The sequence below is a fragment of the Enterobacter vonholyi genome (assembly GCF_040834095.1).
Taxonomy (GTDB): Bacteria; Pseudomonadota; Gammaproteobacteria; order Enterobacterales; family Enterobacteriaceae; genus Enterobacter; species Enterobacter vonholyi.
Genome location: NZ_CP162152.1, coordinates 3,175,441 through 3,196,468, shown reverse-complemented (window position 1 = coordinate 3,196,468; position 21,028 = coordinate 3,175,441). Strand labels below are relative to the sequence as shown.

Here is a 21,028-nt window from a genome sequence, read left to right as displayed (position 1 = left end):
CACCTTCCGGTCGTTGTTGTTATCACGCCTTGAATTTACAGTGTCCCAAAGATTTATTTTGACTTTAGCGGAGCAGTTGAAGAATGACAAAGTATGCGTTGGTAGGTGATGTGGGCGGCACGAACGCGCGCCTCGCATTATGCGATGTAAGTAGTGGTGAAATTTCCCGGGCGAAAACCTATTCCGGGCTGGATTATCCAAGCCTTGAGGCCGTTGTCCGCGTCTATCTGGAAGAACATCAGGTGAGCGTTGAAGATGGCTGCATCGCAATTGCCTGCCCGATAACCGGCGACTGGGTCGCCATGACCAACCATACCTGGGCATTCTCCATCGCCGAAATGAGAAAAAACCTCGGCTTTGCGCATCTTGAAATCATCAATGACTTCACCGCGGTGTCCATGGCGATCCCGATGCTGAAGCCGGAGCATCTGATCCAGTTTGGCGGCGCTGAACCGGTCGAGGGTAAGCCGATTGCGGTCTACGGGGCCGGTACCGGCCTGGGCGTTTCACATCTGGTGCATGTCGCTCAGCGCTGGGTGAGCCTGCCGGGCGAAGGTGGTCACGTGGACTTTGCGCCTAACAGCGAAGAAGAGGGCATTATCCTCGAAGAATTGCGCGCTGAGATCGGCCACGTCTCCGCCGAGCGCGTCCTTTCAGGTCCGGGACTGGTGAACCTGTACCGGGCGATTGTGAAATCAGACGGTCGTCTGCCGGAGAATCTACAGCCAAAAGACGTTACCGAACGCGCGCTGGCGGACAGCTGCATTGACTGCCGTCGTGCCCTGTCGCTGTTCTGCGTGATTATGGGACGCTTCGGCGGCAACCTTGCGTTGACGCTGGGTACCTTCGGGGGCGTTTATATCGCGGGCGGAATTGTGCCGCGCTTCCTGGAGTTCTTCAAAGCCTCCGGCTTCCGCGGCGGGTTCGAGGATAAAGGGCGCTTCAGAAGCTACGTGCAGGACATTCCGGTTTATCTGATCGTGCATGATAACCCGGGCCTGCTGGGGTCGGGTGCCCACCTGCGTCAGGTTCTCGGTCAGATTCTCTGATGCTTGGCCCTCTCCCGCGGGAGAGGGCTTTTTCGTTACAGGTGCATAAGCTGGCGGAACTCTTTCACCTTGCTGCGGCTCACCGGCACCTGAAAATCCAGATCCTTCAGGCGCAAGATATAGGTGTTGTTAAACCACGGTTCGATCTCGCGGATCTTGTTTAAATTCACGCAGAACGAGCGGTGGCAGCGGAAAAAGTGCGACGCAGGCAGCTTGCTGCAAAACTCGGTGATGTTCATCGCCATCACGTAAGATTCCCGCCGCGTATAGACAAAGGTCATCTTTTCATGGGCTTCGGCATAGTAGATATCATTGACCGGCGTCACGATGATGCGCTCATCTTTGACCAGATTGATGGTGTCGTTGTCCCTTACCGTTGGGCTGGCGTTAGCAGGGGCTGTCTGCTGCTGCCATGCGGTCTCCAGCTTTTGCAGCATGCTGACAATCCGCGATTCCTGGTAAGGCTTAAGGATATAGTCAAACGCCTCCAGCTCGAAGGCCTCTACGGCGTGCTCTTTCCAGGCGGTAACGAACACAATAAACGGCTTATGGGCAAACTGATTGATGTTTTGCGCCAGCAATACGCCATCCAGCGACGGAATATTGATATCCAGAAAAATGGCGTCGACCCGGTTATGCTGCAAAAACTTCAACACGTCCAGACCGTCATCAAACGTACCCACAATGTCCATCTGGCTGTGGGTGTTGATAAGCCAGGTTAGCTCCTGTTGAGCCAGAATTTCATCTTCGACAATAATAACTTTCATGGGTTACACACCTGGGGCAACAGTGATGTTGTCGAATGGACCGGAGAGCGCTCATTCGGGACGTAAAAAGCAATTTCGGTGCCCGGTTCAAGACGCTGAATGTGCAGTCCATCGCCGTAAAGCAGCTTGACCCGGTGGTGCACGTTCAGCAGGCCGATTTTATTTCCGGGCATCTCGTTAGACTCGACGCGCTCAATGACTTTAGGATCAATTCCGTGGCCGGTATCGCGCACGGCAATCCGCACCCGGTTTCCGCTTTCGGTGATGCTGATGGTGACCACCCCTTTGCCTTTACAGGGTTGAATGCCGTGAACAATCGCGTTTTCGACCAGCGGCTGGATAAGCAGGCTCGGGATCACGCAGTTGACCTCTTCATCAATATCGTAAATGACCGTGAGCTTGTCGCCAAAGCGCGCCTGCTCAATCGCGATGTAGTCTTTTATCTGATACAGCTCTTTTTTGATGTCGATCTGCTCGTCATCTTTCAGCTCGATGTTGTAGCGCAGGTAGCGCGACAGATTAAAAATCAGCTGGCGCGCGGTGTCCGGATTAAGACGAATGGACGAGGAGATCGCGTTCAGCGCGTTAAACAGGAAATGGGGATTGATTTTGCTCTGCAGCGCGCGAAGCTCTGCCTTATTTGCCATCTCACGCAGCTGTTCTGCCCGCGAAACCTCCAGCTGAGTCGAGATAATCTGCGACAGGCCGATGGCCATCTCCTGCAGCGTCGAGGTGATCTGATGCGCGTGGCAGTAATAAATTTTCAGCGTACCCGTCACGACGCCTTTCTCCCACAGCGGGATCACCAGCATGGAGTGGATTTCCGGCGTTCGGTGGGCTTCATCATTGTTTTTAATAATGATTTTACCGTAGTTAATCGCCTGTCTGGTGGTCGGGCTAATGGTGTCATCGTTGTCGCGATAGTTGTGTTCCCCCACGCCGACGTAGGCCAGCACGTGGTCAATATTGGTGATGGCGACAGCGTCAGCATGAATGTCGTGGCGAATGATCTCGCAGACCTGACGCAATGATTCCGCGTTAACGTGACGGAAGAGCGGCAGCGTTTTGTTGGCGATATCCAGCGCCAGCTTGGCCTGACGTGCGGCGCTTGCTTCTTTTTCGCCTTCAACGCTTTGCACCAGCAGCACGATAAAGCCGATGCACACGCTGCCCAGAATCATCGGAATACCGATTTTCGAGACGATATCCAGCCCCAGCGCGGTGGTGGGGGCCCAGATAACGACCAGGATCATGGTCAGCGTTTCGCACACCATGCCCGCCACGATCCCGGCGCGCCAGCGCTGTTTTTTCGGGATTTTGCGGCTGATCCAGCCGGATAGCACCCCGGCGATAATGCTGGTGATAAAGCAGGGCACCGCCGTCACGCCGCCGATATCAATCAGATAGCGATGGGTTCCGGCAATCACGCCGGTGATGACGCCCACCCACGGGCCAAACAAAATTCCGCCGGACATCACGGCGATAATGCGCACGTTAACCAGCGAACCCTCTACCGGCACGCCTGACCAGGTGCTGAACAGGGCGAACAGGGAAAAGATAGCGGTAACGGCCAGCAGCTCTTTTGGCGAGTGTGCGGATTTGTGCAACAGCTCGCGAAACAGGCGAATGCGAATGAGGAAGAACAGGCAAATCAGCATTAATGCCGCACGGTCAAAAACCGCCAGCAGCATAGTGAATATTTCGTGCACGAGTAGACCTGGGAAAACGGGAAAGAGCCATGATAAAAAACCTGGCGCGTATTGACCAGCTATCCGTCAGGTTTATCAAATGAGGAAAAACCACAATTTCTAAAGGGGATTGTCTGTCGGTAACGGACACGTCCTGATTTTTTATAGCCTGCGTATCGTCAGGTAACTGTTTTGATATCATCCTGTTAAATGACAGCTATCAGAAAGCCAACCCTGAAACAGGGGCTTCCGCTTTTCGTCACAGCAGGGTTCCGGTTTTCAGGCGATTGCTTTTTTTTCACTTCCCTCTCGACAGCATGATTTTTTTCAGGTTATTTTCTAAACATGCCACATCGGTGGCAACGTCGCTCGGACGGTCCGGGCGCTAACGTTAATCTGAGGAATCTATGGCTGAATTCAGTCCTGAACGCCGTTTTACGCGTATCGATCGTCTCCCCCCTTATGTTTTCAATATCACAGCTGAACTGAAAATGGCTGCGCGTCGGCGCGGCGAAGATATTATTGATTTCAGCATGGGTAACCCTGACGGCCCAACGCCACCGCATATCGTTGAGAAGCTCTGCACGGTTGCCCAGCGTCCGGATACGCACGGCTACTCAACCTCTCGCGGTATTCCCAGGTTACGTCGCGCGATCTCGCGCTGGTATCAGGATCGCTATCAGGTTGATATCGATCCGGAAAGTGAAGCGATTGTCACCATCGGCTCGAAAGAGGGGCTGGCACACCTGATGCTGGCTACGCTGGATCATGGCGATACGGTGCTGGTGCCTAATCCAAGCTATCCGATCCATATCTACGGCGCGGTGATTGCCGGCGCCCAGGTCCGCTCTGTGCCGCTGGTGGAAGGTGTCGATTTCTTTAATGAACTGGAACGTGCGATTCGCGAAAGTTATCCAAAACCGAAGATGATGATCCTCGGCTTCCCGTCGAACCCAACGGCGCAGTGCGTGGAGCTTGATTTCTTCGAGAAAGTTGTTGCGCTGGCTAAGCGTTATGACGTGCTGGTGGTTCACGATTTAGCCTATGCTGACATCGTCTATGACGGCTGGAAAGCCCCGTCGATTATGCAGGTCCCGGGCGCGCGTGACGTGGCGGTAGAGTTCTTTACCCTGTCGAAAAGCTACAACATGGCGGGCTGGCGTATTGGCTTTATGGTGGGTAACAAAACGCTGGTGAGCGCACTGGCGCGCATTAAGAGTTACCACGATTACGGCACCTTCACGCCGCTGCAGGTCGCGGCTATCGCTGCCCTGGAGGGCGACCAGCAGTGCGTTCACGAGATTGCCGCCCAGTATAAGCGCCGCCGTGACGTGCTGGTAAAAGGCTTGCATGAAGCGGGCTGGATGGTGGAAATGCCGAAGGCGTCTATGTACGTCTGGGCAAAAATTCCGGAACCGTACGCGGCGATGGGATCGCTGGAGTTTGCCAAAAAACTGCTCCAGGATGCAAAAGTGTGTGTCTCGCCTGGCATTGGATTCGGTGATTATGGCGACACCCATGTGCGATTTGCCCTGATTGAAAACAGCGACCGTATTCGTCAGGCGGTGAGGGGCATCAAGAGTATGTTCCGTGCCGATGGTCTTCTCACCTCAAAGAGCGTCGCAGAACATCCCGCATCGTCATGACATAAAAAAACAGGAGCCGATGGCTCCTGTTTTTTTGACTGCATGTTCTTCACTAAATCATCAGGGCAAAGGTTCCGGCCCAGACTAAAACAATCACCGAAATGCCCATAAAGAAATATTTCACGTTTCATCGCTCCGCGTATCTTGTGGTACGCATATAAAAACAGAGTCCACCTGATTATAGAGAGCTGAAATCCGGTCAAAACGAAAATGAGAATTTTCCCGTTACGCCGCCGACTCCAGCTCAGAATTCTGTGCTTTCCTGTTGCCAGACGGCGCTAATGTACGCCTAAAAATGAAGGGTGACAAGAGGGATTTTTTTAAATAATTTCCGCTACTTACGAGTGTCGTGGAACGGCGACAGTTTGATTTCACAACGCAATAAATTCACTTTGAGCGACGCAATGAGTGACGGGTTTTCAGCGGGAAGACAGGTGATTGAAAAGGTTAGTTTCTTAGCGAAACTAACCTTCATGAAAAGCTTAAATATAGAGCGAGGCTTCGCCAAGAGGGCGTGTTTTGAAACGACGATGCATCCACAGATACTGCTCTGGAGCACGCATGATTTCGGTTTCGATGACTTTATTGATAAACGCTGCGGCTTCGCACTCGTTTTCCGGATAGTTAGCCATTTCAGGGGAGATGTGCAGACGGTAGCCTGATTTATCTGCTTTTCTCACCATCGTCACGGTCAGCATGGAGGCGCCCGATAATCGAGAAATGACAAAGGTACCGTTAGTCGTCGCAACGTCTTTCACCGCAAAGAAGGGGGCAAAGCTGCTGCCTTTACGTCCATAATCCTGATCGGGTGCAAACCAGACGGCCTCTCCTTTCTTGAGAGCGCCGACCATACCGCGCAGGTTATTACGACTGATCATCGCCTTATTGGAACGCATGCGGCCACGCGTTTGCACCCACTCCATCAGAGCGCTATTGTGCGGTCTGTAAGTTGCCATCATTGGCTGACAAAGCCCCATCACGCGGCCACCCAACTCCAGCGACATAAAGTGAACGCCGACGACCATCACGCCGCGTTTTTGCATCTGCGCGCGTTTCAGATTATCCAGTCCTTCCACGTCAAACCACTTGCGGACACGCTCATCCGGCCAGAACCAGGCCATGCCCGTTTCAAGCAGCGCCATGCCGATAGACTTGAAGTTTTCAGCAATGAGTTTTTCGCGCTCTTCGGCATTGTACTGCGGAAAACAAAGCTCAATATTTTTACGCGCGATGGATTCGCGACGTTTCAGGAAAACGCGGGAAGCGCTGCCCAGTTTCGACCCTAGCAAGCGCAGGACCGGGTATGGAAGTTGAACCAGCAGCCAGAGTACGCCAAGACCAAACCATGTAAACCAGTAACGCGGGTGTAAAAACGCGCGTTGAAATTTGGATTGAGACAAAATAGTAGAACCTATATGAAGCCTGTAAAGGTAGCGCAGAGTTTGCGATACGACGTGCCGATAAGACCGTTCTTCAAGGTGATGGTTGCAGGCTTTACCGAACTTTACGGCGTTGCCTGGCCACTGCTGATTTGGGCGGGCGACGTAATGTAGCACCGTTATACGATATGTGCTATTACTCGTTTTTGATTAAAAAAGCGGCAGCCCGAGAGGTCCTTGATTTTACAGATTTTATCGACTTTCACATGGAAAGCGCCTTTCCTGCCTCAGCGGAACGCAGTAGCGTTAGCGTTCAGAAAGAAAGCGTAACGAAAAAAATGCGTCGTTGATTTTCGCCAAATTTAATATTTACGCGTTTATTTACCCCTTCATATAATACTTAAGAATTTTCTTTATGAAAATTCTTAAGTATTATTCATGCTGTCAATGGAGTGGTCGCCTTCTTTCCTCGATTACGTTCCCCTTTTAATCTTGCCGCAATAAGATATTGCAGTTCTTTAGCGTTTTTTGGCGTGGTGCTGTGATGCAAATCAAAACAAGATGTTTTTATTAACATCTCTCTGGCTGCAATCCCTTCTGCGATACAAATATTCGATTTGTGCGAAAAGAGCAGTTTCTTTTTCTGAGTTAATTAGGCAATTTGCGATAATGTATTAGAGGAAAATTCTTAAGAAAATTCTTGTCATGGATAAATGATCTGTGTATTTGATTTTGTTTCGATCAATATTCTATTATTGCGCATCAAGAACGATACCGTGAAGTTGGCATAGCTAAACAAAGAGGGATGATTAAATGGCTGACAGTTTTCAGAATGAGGTGCCTAAGGCACGTATTAACCTGAAGCTTGACCTGCATACTGGCGGAGCAAGCAAGAAAATGGAATTACCCTTGAAATTGCTTGTTACAGGTGATTTCAGTAATGGACAGGAATCTGCACCAATATCGGAGCGTGAAAAAGTTAATATCAACAAAAATAATTTTGATAGCGTTCTTTCCGAATATTCCCCAAAAGTTAATCTGGCCGTTAAAAATACGCTGTCTGAAGATGGCGGTGAGGACAACATTCAGCTGACTTTCCAGAGCATGAAAGATTTCACGCCAGAGCAGGTGGCGGCCCAAATTCCACAGCTGAAGGCGATGCTGGCAATGCGCAACTTGCTCCGCGATCTGAAGGCCAACCTGCTGGATAACCAGACTTTCCGAAAAGAGCTGGAGAAAATCGTTCTTGACCAGACGCTTAGTGCTGAGTTGCGAAATGAGTTATCCGCGCTGGCTTCAAAAAAACCTTAATCATCATGCTGTTTTAACGGATTAATCAAGGAATGCTCATGTTTGTACAAAATAATACTGCTGGCGGGGAAAGCGTGGTGCTGGAACGCCCTGCTGTGGGTGGGGTGTACGCCTCACTGTTTGAGAAAATCAATCTGAACCCTGTCTCTGAGCTGAGCGCGCTGGACATCTGGCAAGATGCGCAGGCGATGTCGGATGCGACCGCAGACGAGCGTCTGACCGCAGGTATGCAGGTCTTTCTGGAATGCCTGACCAAGGCAGGCTCGAAGGTCGAAAAACTGGATAAAAGCCTGATCGATCACCATATCGCTGAGCTCGACTACCAGATAAGCCGCCAGCTGGACGCCGTTATGCACCATGAAGAGTTTCAGTCGGTTGAGAGCCTGTGGCGCGGAGTGAAGTCGCTGATTGATAAAACAGATTTTCGCCAGAACGTGAAAATCGAGCTTCTGAGCATGTCTAAAGAAGAGCTGCGCCAGGACTTTGAAGACAGCCCGGAAGTCATCCAGAGTGGTTTGTATAAACACACCTACATTGATGAATATGATACCCCAGGCGGCGAGCCGATCGCGGCGTTGATTTCCGCTTATGAGTTCGATGCTTCAGCGCAGGATGTCGCTCTGCTGCGCAACATCTCTAAAGTATCTGCGGCTGCACATATGCCATTTATCGGCTCAGCAGGCCCGAAATTCTTCCTCAAGGAGTCCATGGAAGACGTCGCGGCGATTAAAGATATAGGTAACTATTTTGACCGCGCAGAGTACATCAAGTGGAAATCGTTCCGCGATACGGACGACGCTCGCTACATCGGTCTGGTGATGCCCCGCGTGCTTGGACGTTTACCGTATGGCCCGGATACCGTTCCGGTTCGCAGCTTCAACTATGTTGAAGAAGTCAAAGGTCCGGATCACGACAAATACCTGTGGACGAATGCGTCGTTTGCCTTCGCTTCCAACATGGTGCGTAGCTTTATTAATAACGGCTGGTGTGTCCAAATCCGTGGCCCGCAGGCCGGCGGTGCGGTTCAGGATCTGCCTATCCATCTTTATGATCTGGGGACAGGCAATCAGGTAAAAATACCGAGCGAAGTGATGATCCCTGAAACGCGTGAATTCGAATTCGCGAATCTGGGCTTTATTCCGTTGTCCTACTACAAAAACCGCGACTACGCCTGCTTCTTCTCAGCAAACTCCACTCAGAAACCGGCGCTGTATGACACCGCTGATGCAACGGCCAACAGCCGTATCAATGCGCGTCTGCCGTACATCTTCCTGCTGTCGCGTATCGCCCACTACCTGAAGCTAATTCAGCGCGAGAACATCGGTACCACCAAGGATCGTCGACTACTGGAGCTGGAACTGAACACCTGGGTCCGCAGTCTGGTGACAGAAATGACCGATCCGGGCGACGAGCTGCAGGCGTCTCATCCACTGCGTGATGCAAAAGTGGTGGTGGAAGATATTGAAGATAACCCAGGCTTCTTCCGCGTGAAATTGTATGCGATTCCACACTTCCAGGTGGAAGGGATGGACGTCAACCTGTCGCTGGTTTCCCAGATGCCGAAAGCGAAATCGTAATAACAGGCAGGAAGCCGATGAAAACGGAACAACCGTTATGGGGTAGGGGCATTATGGTCGCTCCCCAGCATTTTCAGCAACAGGTCGCTTATGCGGCCTGGTCTGCCGAGTGTATTGCCCGGCTGGGCCTCTCCTGCCCGTGGGGGGTTATAAATGCTACCTTCGAGCCGGAAGCTCTCAGGCTTGGACGTCTGCAGGCCCGTCATCTGCATGTCCGTTTTCAGGACGGTACGCTGATTGATACAAACAATGCTGATTCGCTGCCACCGGTACTGTCGCTTGAAAGCGAATCGCAGGAGGTGACGGTGGTGCTGGCGCTCCCGCTACTGCGGGCGAACGGCGGCAACTGCCTGAAACCCGATGAGGTGGCCGAGCGTCCGGTGCGATATCGTCAGCGCTGGCGGGATGTACGCAATACCTTTGGGGAAGACACTCGTCAGATTGCCGTGATGCAGCCGGAACTGACGCTGCGTTTTGCGCATCAGAACAACAGCGATTATCTGACCTGTCCGGTCGCCCGCCTGCAGCAGGACTCACAGGGGATGTGGTTACTGGATGAGACGTTTCTCCCTCCGTTGTTGACCCTCCAGGGCAGCCGTTGGCTGGTAACTCAGCTGGAACAGCTGATGACCCAACTGCGGGCCCGACTGTGCCGTCTGATGGCAATGCGGCGTGAAAGCAATGAGCGTATGGCAGACTTCGCCGTGGCTGATGTATCACTGTTCTGGCTGCTAAATGCGCTGAACAGCGCCGAGCCCGTGCTCGGGCAGTTTCAGCGATACCCGCAAAGCCCACCGGAGCGTCTATATCCGGAACTTTCTCGCCTGGCGGGGAGCCTGCTGACCTTCTCCCTGGAGCATCAGGTGAGCGCCATTCCGGCCTGGCATCATGAGCAACTCAATGCAGTGTTTCCACCGCTGTTTGACTTGCTTGGCGATCTGCTTGAAGCCAGCCTGCCGTCACGGGTGGTGGCCCTGGCACTCGACTATGACCCACGGCTGCACTTCTGGCAGGCTCGCCTGCATGACCCGCGTCTGCGCGAGGGGGCGGATTATTACCTCTCAGTGCGTTCACCGATGCCGGTGGCACAGCTGCAGGAACAGTTCCCACGTCAGTGTAAGGTCGGCAGCCCTGACCATGTCAGGAGTATCGTCAATTCATCACGGGTGGGGGTGCCCCTGGTGCCACTGCGGCATGTGCCGGCTGCCATTCCGCTTCGCCTGGAAAATCAGTATTTCAGTCTCGATCTCTCCCATCCTCTGGCGACTGAAATGCTCCAGAGTGGGACATGTATGTTTTACGTCCCGGGCATGCTCGGCGAGCCTGAACTTGAACTCTTTGCGGTATTGAGAACATGAGTGAACGTAAACACGGCGCGGTCGTGTCTGTTGATATTGACGCACTGCTGCAGGATACCTGGCTTCAGGTAATCAGCCTTCGCCATGGCCCGCAGTTTCAGGAAGGAGAAGGTCGGGTCTTGTGGGAACGCTGTATCGCTGATGTGGAACGCGTTCAGCGTGAACTGAAAGCGAGTGAACTCGATGAAGCCAGCTGTAAGCATATCCTCACTGCACAATGTGCATTGCTTGATGAGGCGGTCAAAGGGCGCGGTGTAGAGGATGATGCCTGTGTGCAGTGGTATGACATTCCTCTGCAGGGACACTTCCTTGGCACAATGGACGCGGGTGACACTTTGTGTGACAGGATGCGCGATGTGCTGAGTGAACCTGCATCAGACAATGCCGTACTGACCTGTTTTCAGCGTGTAATGATGCTCGGATTTCTGGGAAACTTTCGCTCGCTGAACGATCCAGAACGCCAGAAGCTGTTCAGCGCTCTCAATGAACGTGTTACGCCGTTCAGCTATCCGCAGACTCACCCTGTTCTGGCAGAAAGCCGCACGGGGCGCGGGGCGGGTGGCTGGCTGGCGTCATGGCCCGCGCGCATAGGCCTGAGCGTGATTGTTATTGTCGCGCTCTGGTGGGGACTGGATCGCTGGCTCGATCAGATGCTGCTGACCCTGTTGCCGGGAGTCGCAAAATGAGTCCTGTACAACAGCGCGTTCTTGCGCTGTGGGCCGCCCTGCTGAGTGCCGTGGTCTGTCTGGCTTTTCTGCCTGTATCCCGGCTGGCTTCAGTGCTCGTTTTGCTGGCGATGTTCGGGGTTATCGTCGCGTTCTGGTATATCGCCAGATTTCGTAGGGAGCATGACGTCACCCTGCATCTGGATGACCTTCCTGAAACCACTTACCGTCAACCCGTGGTGCTGGTTTGTGGCGATATGCCTCTGACCTGGCCGCAACAGTCACCGGTACTGATGGTCACGCAGGGATGCTGGATCCGCGTTGAGGACCATCAGGATCTGGAACATGTAGCCCGTCAGATTCTGTGGCAGCGTCCGGACTGGGGGCGTCAGCTGTCGGTGATGGTCAGTGTCTGCCCGCAGAAACACGTCGACAGCGAAGCCCTGACAAGTCGTCTGCTGGCTTTGCGCTGGCAAATCAGCCAGTTGCGTAAAGAAACGGGACATTCTGTGCCATTGATTCTGAATGGTCAGATCGGCAGTGCGATGACGGATGACATGCTCTGGCAGGCCGCTATTCCGGGTGAAGGGTGCACTGTCTGGCGTGAGTCGAATGCGCCTTGTTCGATCGCCGCGTGGGTCACCACTGGTGGTGCGCCTGTGATGCAGCAGCAGGTGCTGATGAATAGCCTGATGAGCTGGTTCCATCAGCATGTCCAGGCGGTATTCATCGATGAGAATCCTGATGTTCCGGCCATTGTGCCTGCAGCGTTGCTGTGGGGAATGGGGCCGATTCTTGCCGGAAGCCTTGCGTCCTCTGCCTGGACGGCGTGGTTATCACGTCATACTGCCATGCAGCAGGTAGCCGGCTGGCAACCGGTAGGGACGGACAGTACGGTGATATCACCCTTCCCGGATTTCATCCTGCCGCTGTTACCGGAAGGAAGTGGACTTACTCCCCGGACCCGCATCTGGCGCTGCGCCCTTGGTCTTTTCACCCTGGCGGCCATCGCCGCGCTGCTCAGCAGTGGCTGGAACAATCGCCAGCTACTGCATCGCGTGAGCTTCGATATAGCCCGTTACGACAGCCTCTCCATCGATGATTATGGCCCGAAGGCTACCGCCGTTGCGGTCCTTCGCGAGAATGCGGCGCTGCTGGACGACTATGCACGTAACGGTGTACCGGCCCGGTTGGGTCTGGGGCTTTATCAGGGAGAACGTTTACGGATGCCCCTTCTGGACGCGATCCGCTCGTATGTGCCGCCGCCTCCTAAACCGCAGCCAGCACCAAAACCGGTTCCGAAAATAGTAAGGCTGGACAGTATGTCGCTGTTCGATACCGGCAAGTTCGTGCTGAAAGCCGGCTCTACCAAAATGCTGGTGAATTCACTGGTTGGCATTAAAGCGAAGCCGGGCTGGCTGATTGTCGTGTCAGGGCATACCGATAACACCGGCAATCCGCAACTTAACCAGACGCTGTCTCTGAAACGCGCCGAAGCGGTACGCGGCTGGATGCGGGATACCGGCGACGTACCCGAAAGCTGTTTTGCGGTGCAGGGCTATGGCGAAAGCCGCCCTGTCGCAACCAACGACACCCCGGAAGGGCGTGCGCTTAACCGCCGTGTCGAAATTAGTCTGGTACCGCAGGCGAACGCCTGTCAGATACCCGGCAAACACCCGGCGTCATCGCAGGATGATGGCGCTTCACTACACAATGGAGAGTAATTCCATGGCAATTCCTGTTTATCTTTGGCTGAAGGACGACGGCGGCGCGGACATCAAAGGGTCTGTTGACGTTCAGGATCGTGAAGGCAGCATTGAAGTGGTCGCTCAGGAACATAATCTGTACATCCCGACCGACAACAACACCGGCAAGCTGACCGGTACCCGTATCCACACGCCGTTCCTGTTCACGAAGGAAATCGATTCCTCTAGCCCGTACTTGTACAAGGCGGTGACCACCGGTCAGACCCTGAAATCCGCTGAATTCAAGTGGTACAAAATCAACGACGCGGGCCAGGAAGTGGAGTACTTCAACACCAAACTGGAAAACGTGAAGGTAGTGAAAGTGAATCCTGAAATGTATGACATCAAGGATCCTTCTAAAGAGAAGCACAACCACCTTGAACGCGTTGAACTGCGTTACGAAAAAATCACCTGGACCTACAAAGACGGCAACATCATTCATTCCGATTCCTGGAACGAACGCGCCACGGCGTAATCCTGATGCGGGCAGGTTTTCCTGTCCGCAGTTTTTTGCTGAGTGCCTGAGATGCGGGCACTCAGCAAAGAAAAAATCTGCCTGCCTGACCTTATGCGCTTTGGTGAACAGCGAGGGGCGGTAGCGTGTCCAGGAACCGACAAAGAGAGAATCTCATGGAAAATCCAGCCATCCTGTTACGTCGTCTGAACCCTTACTGTGCCCGAGCGATGGAAGGCGCAGCTTCGCTCTGTCAGACCCGTGCCCATGCCGAAATCCTGCCGGAGCACTGGCTGCTTAAGCTGCTGGAGCAGGGGGAAGGTGACCTGACGGTGCTGGCACGCCGCTACGAGTGGGATATGGATGGCATCTGGCAGGATCTGCTCGGCTGGTTCGACAGACAACCTCGCTCCGTGCGCCATCGGCCCCAGCTCTCTGATGACATCCAGACTCTGATGCAGCAAGCCTGGCTACTGGCCTCACTCAATGGTGAAGAGCACATTCGCAGCGTCCATCTGCTGATGGCCCTGGTGGAAAAACCGAAACTGGCACGTTGTGACGGCCTTTGGCCGTTGTTAACGCTTGGTCAGAGCCAGCTGGAGCGCCTGCGACCTTTGCTGGATGCGCAATCGGATGAACGTCCGGAAATGCAGCACGAAGCCGAGCTGGCACAGAGCCACGGTGGTGAGGTGGAGTTTGTCGGGCGTCCGGCTGGCGTGGAAATGAAAGAGGGGGAGCTGAGCCCTGCGCTGCAGAACGCGCTGGATAAATTCACCCTCGACGTCACCGCCAAAGCGAAGGAAGGGAAGATCGATCCTGTGTTTGGCCGCGACACAGAAATACGCCAGATGGTGGACATCCTCTCTCGTCGCCGCAAAAACAACCCGATTCTGGTCGGCGAGCCGGGCGTGGGGAAAACTGCACTGGTTGAAGGTCTGGCATTGCGTATTGCCGAGGGTAATGTGCCTGAATCACTGAAAGCGGTCACTCTGCGTACCCTTGATCTGGGCCTCCTGCAGGCCGGTGCAGGCGTGAAAGGCGAGTTCGAACAGCGTCTGAAAAACGTCATTGATGCGGTGCAGCAATCCCCGTCCCCGGTCCTGCTATTTATTGATGAAGCGCATACCATCATCGGCGCGGGCAACCAGGCGGGGGGCGCCGATGCAGCGAACCTGCTGAAACCGGCGCTGGCGCGTGGCGAACTGCGTACCATTGCGGCCACCACCTGGTCTGAATACAAACAATACTTCGAGCGCGACGCGGCCCTGGAGCGTCGTTTCCAGATGGTAAAAGTCGATGAGCCTGACGATGACATCGCCTGCCTGATGCTCCGTGGTCTGAAATCCCGCTATGCCGAACACCATAACGTGCACATTACCGACGATGCGGTGCGCGCTGCTGTTACGCTTTCCCGCCGCTATCTGACGGACCGCCAGCTGCCGGACAAGGCGGTTGACCTGCTCGACACCGCCGCAGCCCGCGTCCGGATGAGCCTCGACACGGTGCCGGAACAGCTGACCTGCATTCGCTCGCAGATTACCTCTCTTGAAATGGAGAAGCAGGCGCTGCTGGAAGATATTGCTGTCGGCAATCAGAGCCATGGTGAACGCCTGACCGTCATTGAGCAGGAAGAGAACGCTCTTATCGTTGCCCTCGATGAGCTTGAAACACAGTACGGGCAGGAACTGAAACTCACCGAACAACTGCTGGAAAGCCGCCAGGACATCTCCCGTCAAAGCGAGACGCACGCGCTGCAGCAGGAACTGAACGGCATGCAGCACAGCAACCCGCTGCTCTCCGTGGATGTGGATGTACGCACGGTAGCAAACGTGATTGCAGACTGGACAGGCGTGCCGCTGTCATCGCTGATGAAAGATGAGCAGACCGAACTGCTGACCCTTGAAAATGGAATGGGTAAACGTGTGGTCGGACAGGATGTGGCGCTTGAGGCCATCGCCCAGCGTCTGCGTGCGGCAAAAACGGGTCTCACTTCCGAGAATGGCCCGCAGGGTGTATTCCTGCTGGTGGGACCGAGCGGGGTGGGGAAAACCGAAACCGCGCTTGCGCTGGCCGATGTCATGTACGGCGGTGAGAAGTCACTCATTACGATTAACCTCTCCGAATACCAGGAGCCGCATACGGTTTCCCAGCTGAAGGGCTCCCCTCCGGGTTACGTGGGTTACGGTCAGGGCGGTATTCTCACCGAAGCGGTACGCAAGCGTCCGTACAGCGTGGTTTTGCTCGATGAAGTCGAAAAAGCCCACCGCGACGTGATGAACCTGTTCTACCAGGTCTTTGACCGCGGCTTTATGCGCGACGGAGAAGGGCGTGAAATCGACTTCCGCAACACCGTCATTCTGATGACCTCGAATCTCGGCAGCGACCACCTGATGCAGCTGCTTGACGAACAGCCGGAGGCCAGCGAAGGCGATCTTCACGAGCTGCTGCGTCCGATACTGCGCGATCACTTCCAGCCGGCGCTGCTGGCCCGCTTCCAGACCGTGATTTACCGCCCTCTCTCGGAAGCAGCCATGCGTACCATCGTGGAAATGAAACTCTCACAGGTTAGCAAGCGTCTGCATCGACACTACGGCCTGAGCACGCACATTGATGAAAGTCTTTATGATGCGCTGACTTCAGCCTGCCTGCTGCCAGATACCGGTGCGCGTAACGTCGACAGCCTGCTCAATCAGCAAATTCTGCCGGTGCTCAGTCAGCAAATGTTGACCCATATGGCCGCAAAACTGAAACCACAGTCATTACGCTTTAGCTGGAGTGAGGAAGAAGGGATCGGGCTGGAATTTGATGTGAAACAGGGAGTGGACGCATGAGTAATAATCCTCCATTAAGATACAGCCATAGCCACCACCTGCTGTCGGTGAAGGGATGTGACACAGAACTCGACGTGCTGTCTTTCGAAGGTGATGAGGCTCTTAGCACGCCGTTCCGCTACCGTATTGAATTCACCAGCAGCGACCACGCTATCGCCAGAGAGGCGATGCTGATGAAGCCCGGTTCGCTGACGCTGCAGGCCCCGGTAGACCAGGGTTACGGCATTAAAGTGCAGCAGCCGGTGCGCACCCTTCAGGGCGTGGTGACCGGTTTTGAACGCCTCAGCACGTCAAAAGATGAAACCCGCTACGCCCTGACGCTCCGGCCACGTCTGGTGCTGCTCGACCGCTCGCACCAGAACGCCATTTACCAGGACATCTCGGTTCCGCAAATCGTGGAAAAAATCCTGCGCGAGCGCCACGGTATGCGCGGCCAGGATTTTCTGTTCTCGCTGTCAAAAGAATACCCGCGTCGTGAACAGGTGATGCAGTACGGTGAGGACGACCTGCACTTTATCATCCGCCTGCTGGGTGAGGTCGGTATCTGGTTTCGCTTCACCACCGACACGCGCCTCAACATTGACGTGGTAGAGTTTTACGACAGCCAGCAGGGGTATGAAAAAGGTCTGACGCTGCCGTCGGTACCGCCATCGGGCCAGCATTCAAAAGGCGTGGATTCAGTCTGGGGAATGGAATGCCATCACAACGTGGTGCAGAAGCAGGTCAGCACCCGGGACTACAACTACCGTCAGGCCACGCAGGACATGAACACCCTGGTGGATGCGACCCGCGGGGATGTCACCACGTACGGTGATGCCTATCACTGGGCGGATAACTACCTGACGCCGGGCAGCGCGCATGAGCGTAATCCGGCACCCGAGTCCGGGGCGTTTTATGCCCGCATCCGGCACGAGCGCTACCTGAATGGTCAGACCCGGGCGCAGGGCATCACCAGCTGTCCGACCCTCTCGCCGGGTCAGGTACTGAAAGTCACCGGCGGGTATGAAGTGGCCGATGTGTTTGCGCAGGGCGTGGTCATCACGGCGATGCGTACGTATGCCCGCCGCGATAAGGACTTTGCGGTTGATTTTGACGGCATCCCGGACAGCACCGATTTTGGTTTCCGCCCGGTGCCTGGCTCACGCCCGGTGATGGCTGGCACCTTGCCGGCACGCGTCACGAGCACCACCGAAAATGACACCTACGGGCATATCGATAAGGACGGTCGCTACCGCGTCAACATGCTGTTTGACCGTGATAACTGGGAAACCGGCTTCGAGAGCCTGTGGGTGCGCCAGTCCCGTCCGTATGCAGGGGACACTTACGGTCTGCACCTGCTGCTGCTGGCGGGCACCGAAGTGGCGATTGGCTTTGAGGACGGTAACCCGGACCGGCCGTACATTGCCGGCGTGCTGCACGACTCGGCGCACGGCGACCACGTCACCATCCGGAACTACAAACGCAACGTCCTGCGCACCCCGGCGAACAACAAAATCCGCCTCGATGACGAGCGCGGAAAAGAGCATATCAAGGTCAGCACGGAGTACGGCGGGAAGAGTCAGCTGAACCTCGGCCACCTGGTTGACAGTGAGAAACAGCAGCGCGGGGAGGGGTTTGAGCTCAGGACGGACAGCTGGGGTGCCATCCGGGCGCAGAAAGGGATATTTATCAGCGCTGATGGCCAGATGAAAGCGCAGGGTCAGGTGCTGGAGATGCAGCCTGCGGTCAGCAATCTGGGTGATGCCCGGGAGCAGATGACGTCTATCTCCGATGATGCGCAGAAGGCAACCGCGAACCCGGCCGATCTCCAGGCGCAAATCAAACTGCTGGAACATCAGCTGACAGACCTCAAAAAATCAGTGCTGCTGCTCAGTGCACCGGATGGAATGGCGCTGACCAGCGGACAACATCTGCAGGTATCAGCCGGGCAGAACCTGATAGCCACGGCCGGTAAAAATGCCGACGTCAGCGTGGTGAAAAATCTGTTCGTCGGGGTAGGTAATGCCCTGAGCGTGTTTGTTCGTAAGCTGGGGATCAAGCTCATCGCGAACCAGGGGCCAGTGAAAATACAGGCGCAGAATGATTTGATGGATCTAATAGCCCGCGGCGAACTAAATCTCATCAGCACCGAAGACGAAATCCATATAACTGCGAAGAAAAAAGTCACGATTAACGGAGGCGGAAGTTATATCACGCTTGATGCCAATGGTATTGAGTCAGCCACTCAGGGGGAATACCGGACCAAAGCCGGTCATTACGGGCGAAAAGATAAGGCCGATGATCCAAAAGACTTCCCTAATGTGGCACCAGAAACTACGGAACCTTCCAGCAAATTCAGCTTTTCCTGACAAGGAGTCAACACATGATTATCAGTCCTCCGTTTCTGAGAGATAAAGATGCCACTCAGTCTGACGCAGACTGGGTTGATGCGATGATGCCTGTCAATTCACGCCGTGGATATCCTCTGAATGCATCAGAGTCCTGGCATGGTGGGATCCATATATCGCATACGGATGCAGGCACAAGACCAGAGAAAGTGAGGGCAATAGCTGACGGGATGGTGGTATCGTTCCACAAGCCCTCCCCGCCACATAAAAGAGATCAGTTCCCATTGAAGTATGCCCCCATCAGAGGAACGGATGATGGCTATGTTTTATTGAAACATGAGACAGAAATAGGTTCCGGAGAGGACGGTAAGGTCGTTTTTTACTCTCTATATATGCATCTGAAGTTTCTGGAAGCTGAGATAAAAGCTGACGCCAAAATTTACCGGAAAGACCCACTTGGCTCTTCCGGAATGACTGATGGCCAGAATGAATTTCACTTCCAGATTTTCTGCGATGATGCCAACATCAGTAAACTGGTGGGACGAAAAACGAAGGAACTGGATATTTCGAAAGATGGTCGCACTGATGTTGTCTATGGAGACATCCATTTTTATCTGCCAGCAGGTACAACGTTTTACGATAAAGCTCCAACGAACAACAGTACTTCCACTACAGGTATTTCTGAACGCTATACAAGTAATGCGCCTCTGTATGTCAGCATGACCCTGGTAAAAGGTAACTGTACGATGGTGACCCGGCAAAAAAATCCGCAAATCGACGGGAAGTATGATCTGTTGGGAGAGCCGCTGATTAACGCTGATGGTGAAGATTATGAATACAATCTTTATAAAACCGCTATGCGGAATTATAAGCAAAGCCCCAGTGCCGGATTTGAGTTGCTTCGTTTTGGCCGTGTAATCAATACCGAGCATGAAACGCTGGTGCCGGCAGATGCGCCATTATGGATGACGGTTAGGTATCCAGGTGGAACAGGAGTGGTAAATCTTGCCGCTCCCGATGTCAAAAAGTTTAGCGATGCAGATTTCCCCCACTGGACGGGATGGCTGTTGGTTGATGATGACACTGATACCCACAGCCAGTGTAGTTCGGCGATTATCGGAAAATTGCAGGAAGAAGGCAGTTACGAAACTCAAAGCAACAGGCTTATCTGCTGCTTACCGTTCGAGTGGGAAAAAAGCACAATAGATGCCAGGTATAAATGGTTGATGACCGGTCTGCCCTGGGAGCAGTGTACGCCGGAAAAAACGGCCATATGGACTGTCCCGGGGACGCAGGAAAAAAAGGACCGCGTTCTGATGAATGAGGAAGATTATGGCAAGTTCAAACAGCACGCAGAAGCGCTGTGTTTTGATGCCGGAGCGTTTAGTTCTGGTCGATTATGGCACTTTCACCCTGTTGAATTTATCAGTCTTTTCCGGAAATGTAATTGGCTAAGTGAACAGGACTTTATTAGAACGATCAGAAAAACCGTAAAAAATGAATCTTCTTTAAGAGAAGAAGGGCGGTTGACGGAAAAAACAGTAATTGAACACCTGAATCAAAAGAAAGAAAAATCAACAGGGGTATTTATTCGGCCATCAGAAATGAGAAAAAGCTTAGCATTGACAATGAGAAATTTTGGTGTAAATAGCACAATTAGATTGGCTCACTTTTTATCACAAATATATTGCGAAACGGGTCGGGTTAGCGAATGTGAAGAAAAAGGGAAAGACTCATACTTTGATAAGTATGAACCTGAATTTGATGCAAAACATTATAATAAAAACGAACTTGCGAAAAAGCTTGGTAACGATCAAATTGGAGATAGTATTAGATTTAAAGGCCGTGGAATTATACAGCTAACAGGCAGGACTAATTATAGGGTGTATGGTGAATACAAAGGCAGTAGCGAGAAGTTCATAAGTTCAGCAGGTGCAGAAACTTTAATTTCGTCATCCTATTATTGCTGTGATGCCGGTGGATTCTATTGGATTCAGAAGCAAAGAATGAAGGTGCAAAATAAGAAATTAGTTAACTGGGGCCCATTGAGCATACATTACTGGGCCGACCAAGGGACTACTTATGCAGAAGTTAAGGCAGTAACTAAGTGTGTGAATGGCGGGAGTAATGGACTAGATGGTAGCCGATGGCCTTGTTTTGAACACGCATTTTACGCTTTAAATGATAGTGTTTCTCCAAATGATAATGTTAAATTTTTAGGTTGAAGGTGC

16 protein-coding genes are annotated in these 21,028 nt (G+C 53.4%); 12 read left to right on the top strand and 4 right to left on the bottom strand.

The annotated features are described in order from the left end of the window. The first annotated feature begins 83 nt into the window (after positions 1-83). The gene (glk, locus tag AB3N39_RS14975; RefSeq protein WP_115875942.1) at positions 84-1,049 is read left to right on the top strand and encodes a glucokinase; all 966 of its coding nucleotides are present in this window, start codon (positions 84-86) and stop codon (positions 1,047-1,049) included. Between the two features lie 35 nt (positions 1,050-1,084). Here glk and AB3N39_RS14970 read toward each other — a convergent pair whose 3' ends face one another. Further along, positions 1,085-1,816, bottom strand: a complete 732-nt coding sequence (locus tag AB3N39_RS14970; protein WP_136195526.1) for a LytTR family DNA-binding domain-containing protein — start codon at positions 1,814-1,816, stop codon at positions 1,085-1,087. Next, positions 1,813-3,525, bottom strand: coding sequence for a LytS/YhcK type 5TM receptor domain-containing protein (locus AB3N39_RS14965; RefSeq protein ID WP_367896842.1), 1,713 nt, complete (start codon positions 3,523-3,525; stop codon positions 1,813-1,815). Before AB3N39_RS14965 ends, AB3N39_RS14970 begins: the two co-directional genes overlap by 4 nt. Before the next feature lie 386 nt (positions 3,526-3,911). Here AB3N39_RS14965 and alaC point away from each other — a divergent pair, with 386 nt between their 5' ends. Then, positions 3,912-5,150 carry an alanine transaminase gene (alaC, locus tag AB3N39_RS14960; RefSeq protein ID WP_023308710.1) on the top strand — a complete coding sequence of 413 codons (1,239 nt, stop codon included), beginning with the start codon at positions 3,912-3,914 and terminating at the stop codon, positions 5,148-5,150. Between the two features lie 52 nt (positions 5,151-5,202). On the opposite strand, the gene ypdK is transcribed toward alaC, so the two are convergent. Then, on the bottom strand, positions 5,203-5,274 hold the full coding sequence (ypdK, locus tag AB3N39_RS14955; RefSeq protein WP_099458937.1) for a membrane protein YpdK: 72 nt from the start codon (positions 5,272-5,274) through the stop codon (positions 5,203-5,205). Between the two features lie 358 nt (positions 5,275-5,632). Next, positions 5,633-6,553 (bottom strand): kdo(2)-lipid IV(A) palmitoleoyltransferase, encoded by a 921-nt coding sequence (gene lpxP, locus AB3N39_RS14950; RefSeq protein WP_024907634.1) that lies wholly within the window; start codon positions 6,551-6,553, stop codon positions 5,633-5,635. Between the two features lie 12 nt (positions 6,554-6,565). Between lpxP and AB3N39_RS14945 the strand changes: the two genes are divergently transcribed. From AB3N39_RS14945 to AB3N39_RS14900, 10 genes are all read left to right on the top strand, one after another. Then, positions 6,566-6,703, top strand: a complete 138-nt coding sequence (locus tag AB3N39_RS14945) for a hypothetical protein (RefSeq protein ID WP_168708026.1) — start codon at positions 6,566-6,568, stop codon at positions 6,701-6,703. A 639-nt stretch (positions 6,704-7,342) separates the two neighbouring features. Then, positions 7,343-7,840: a type VI secretion system contractile sheath small subunit gene (gene tssB / locus AB3N39_RS14940; RefSeq protein WP_111965220.1), complete on the top strand. Its 498-nt coding sequence runs from the start codon at positions 7,343-7,345 to the stop codon at positions 7,838-7,840. Positions 7,841-7,872: 32 nt separating this feature from the next. Then, positions 7,873-9,417, top strand: a complete 1,545-nt coding sequence (gene tssC / locus AB3N39_RS14935; RefSeq protein ID WP_367896841.1) for a type VI secretion system contractile sheath large subunit — start codon at positions 7,873-7,875, stop codon at positions 9,415-9,417. Between the two features lie 17 nt (positions 9,418-9,434). Continuing rightward, positions 9,435-10,775, top strand: a complete 1,341-nt coding sequence (gene tssK, locus AB3N39_RS14930) for a type VI secretion system baseplate subunit TssK (protein ID WP_136195525.1) — start codon at positions 9,435-9,437, stop codon at positions 10,773-10,775. Next, positions 10,772-11,461 (top strand): type VI secretion system protein TssL, short form, encoded by a 690-nt coding sequence (tssL, locus tag AB3N39_RS14925; RefSeq protein WP_136195524.1) that lies wholly within the window; start codon positions 10,772-10,774, stop codon positions 11,459-11,461. The genes tssK and tssL overlap by 4 nt, the downstream gene beginning before the upstream one ends. Next, complete coding sequence (locus AB3N39_RS14920; protein WP_136195523.1) at positions 11,458-13,164, top strand: OmpA family protein; 1,707 nt, start codon at positions 11,458-11,460, stop codon at positions 13,162-13,164. Before tssL ends, AB3N39_RS14920 begins: the two co-directional genes overlap by 4 nt. 4 nt (positions 13,165-13,168) lie before the next feature. Continuing rightward, entirely contained in the window at positions 13,169-13,660 is a 492-nt protein-coding gene (gene hcp / locus AB3N39_RS14915) for a type VI secretion system effector Hcp (RefSeq protein WP_023325816.1), read from the top strand. A gap of 155 nt (positions 13,661-13,815) precedes the next feature. Further along, a complete protein-coding gene (tssH, locus tag AB3N39_RS14910) occupies positions 13,816-16,470 on the top strand; it encodes a type VI secretion system ATPase TssH (RefSeq protein WP_136195522.1) in 2,655 nt (884 codons plus the stop codon). Next, positions 16,467-18,818 (top strand): type VI secretion system Vgr family protein, encoded by a 2,352-nt coding sequence (locus AB3N39_RS14905; RefSeq protein WP_136195521.1) that lies wholly within the window; start codon positions 16,467-16,469, stop codon positions 18,816-18,818. Before tssH ends, AB3N39_RS14905 begins: the two co-directional genes overlap by 4 nt. A gap of 14 nt (positions 18,819-18,832) precedes the next feature. After that, on the top strand, positions 18,833-21,022 hold the full coding sequence (locus AB3N39_RS14900; RefSeq protein ID WP_367896840.1) for a hydroxyethylthiazole kinase: 2,190 nt from the start codon (positions 18,833-18,835) through the stop codon (positions 21,020-21,022). Positions 21,023-21,028: the final 6 nt, after the last annotated feature.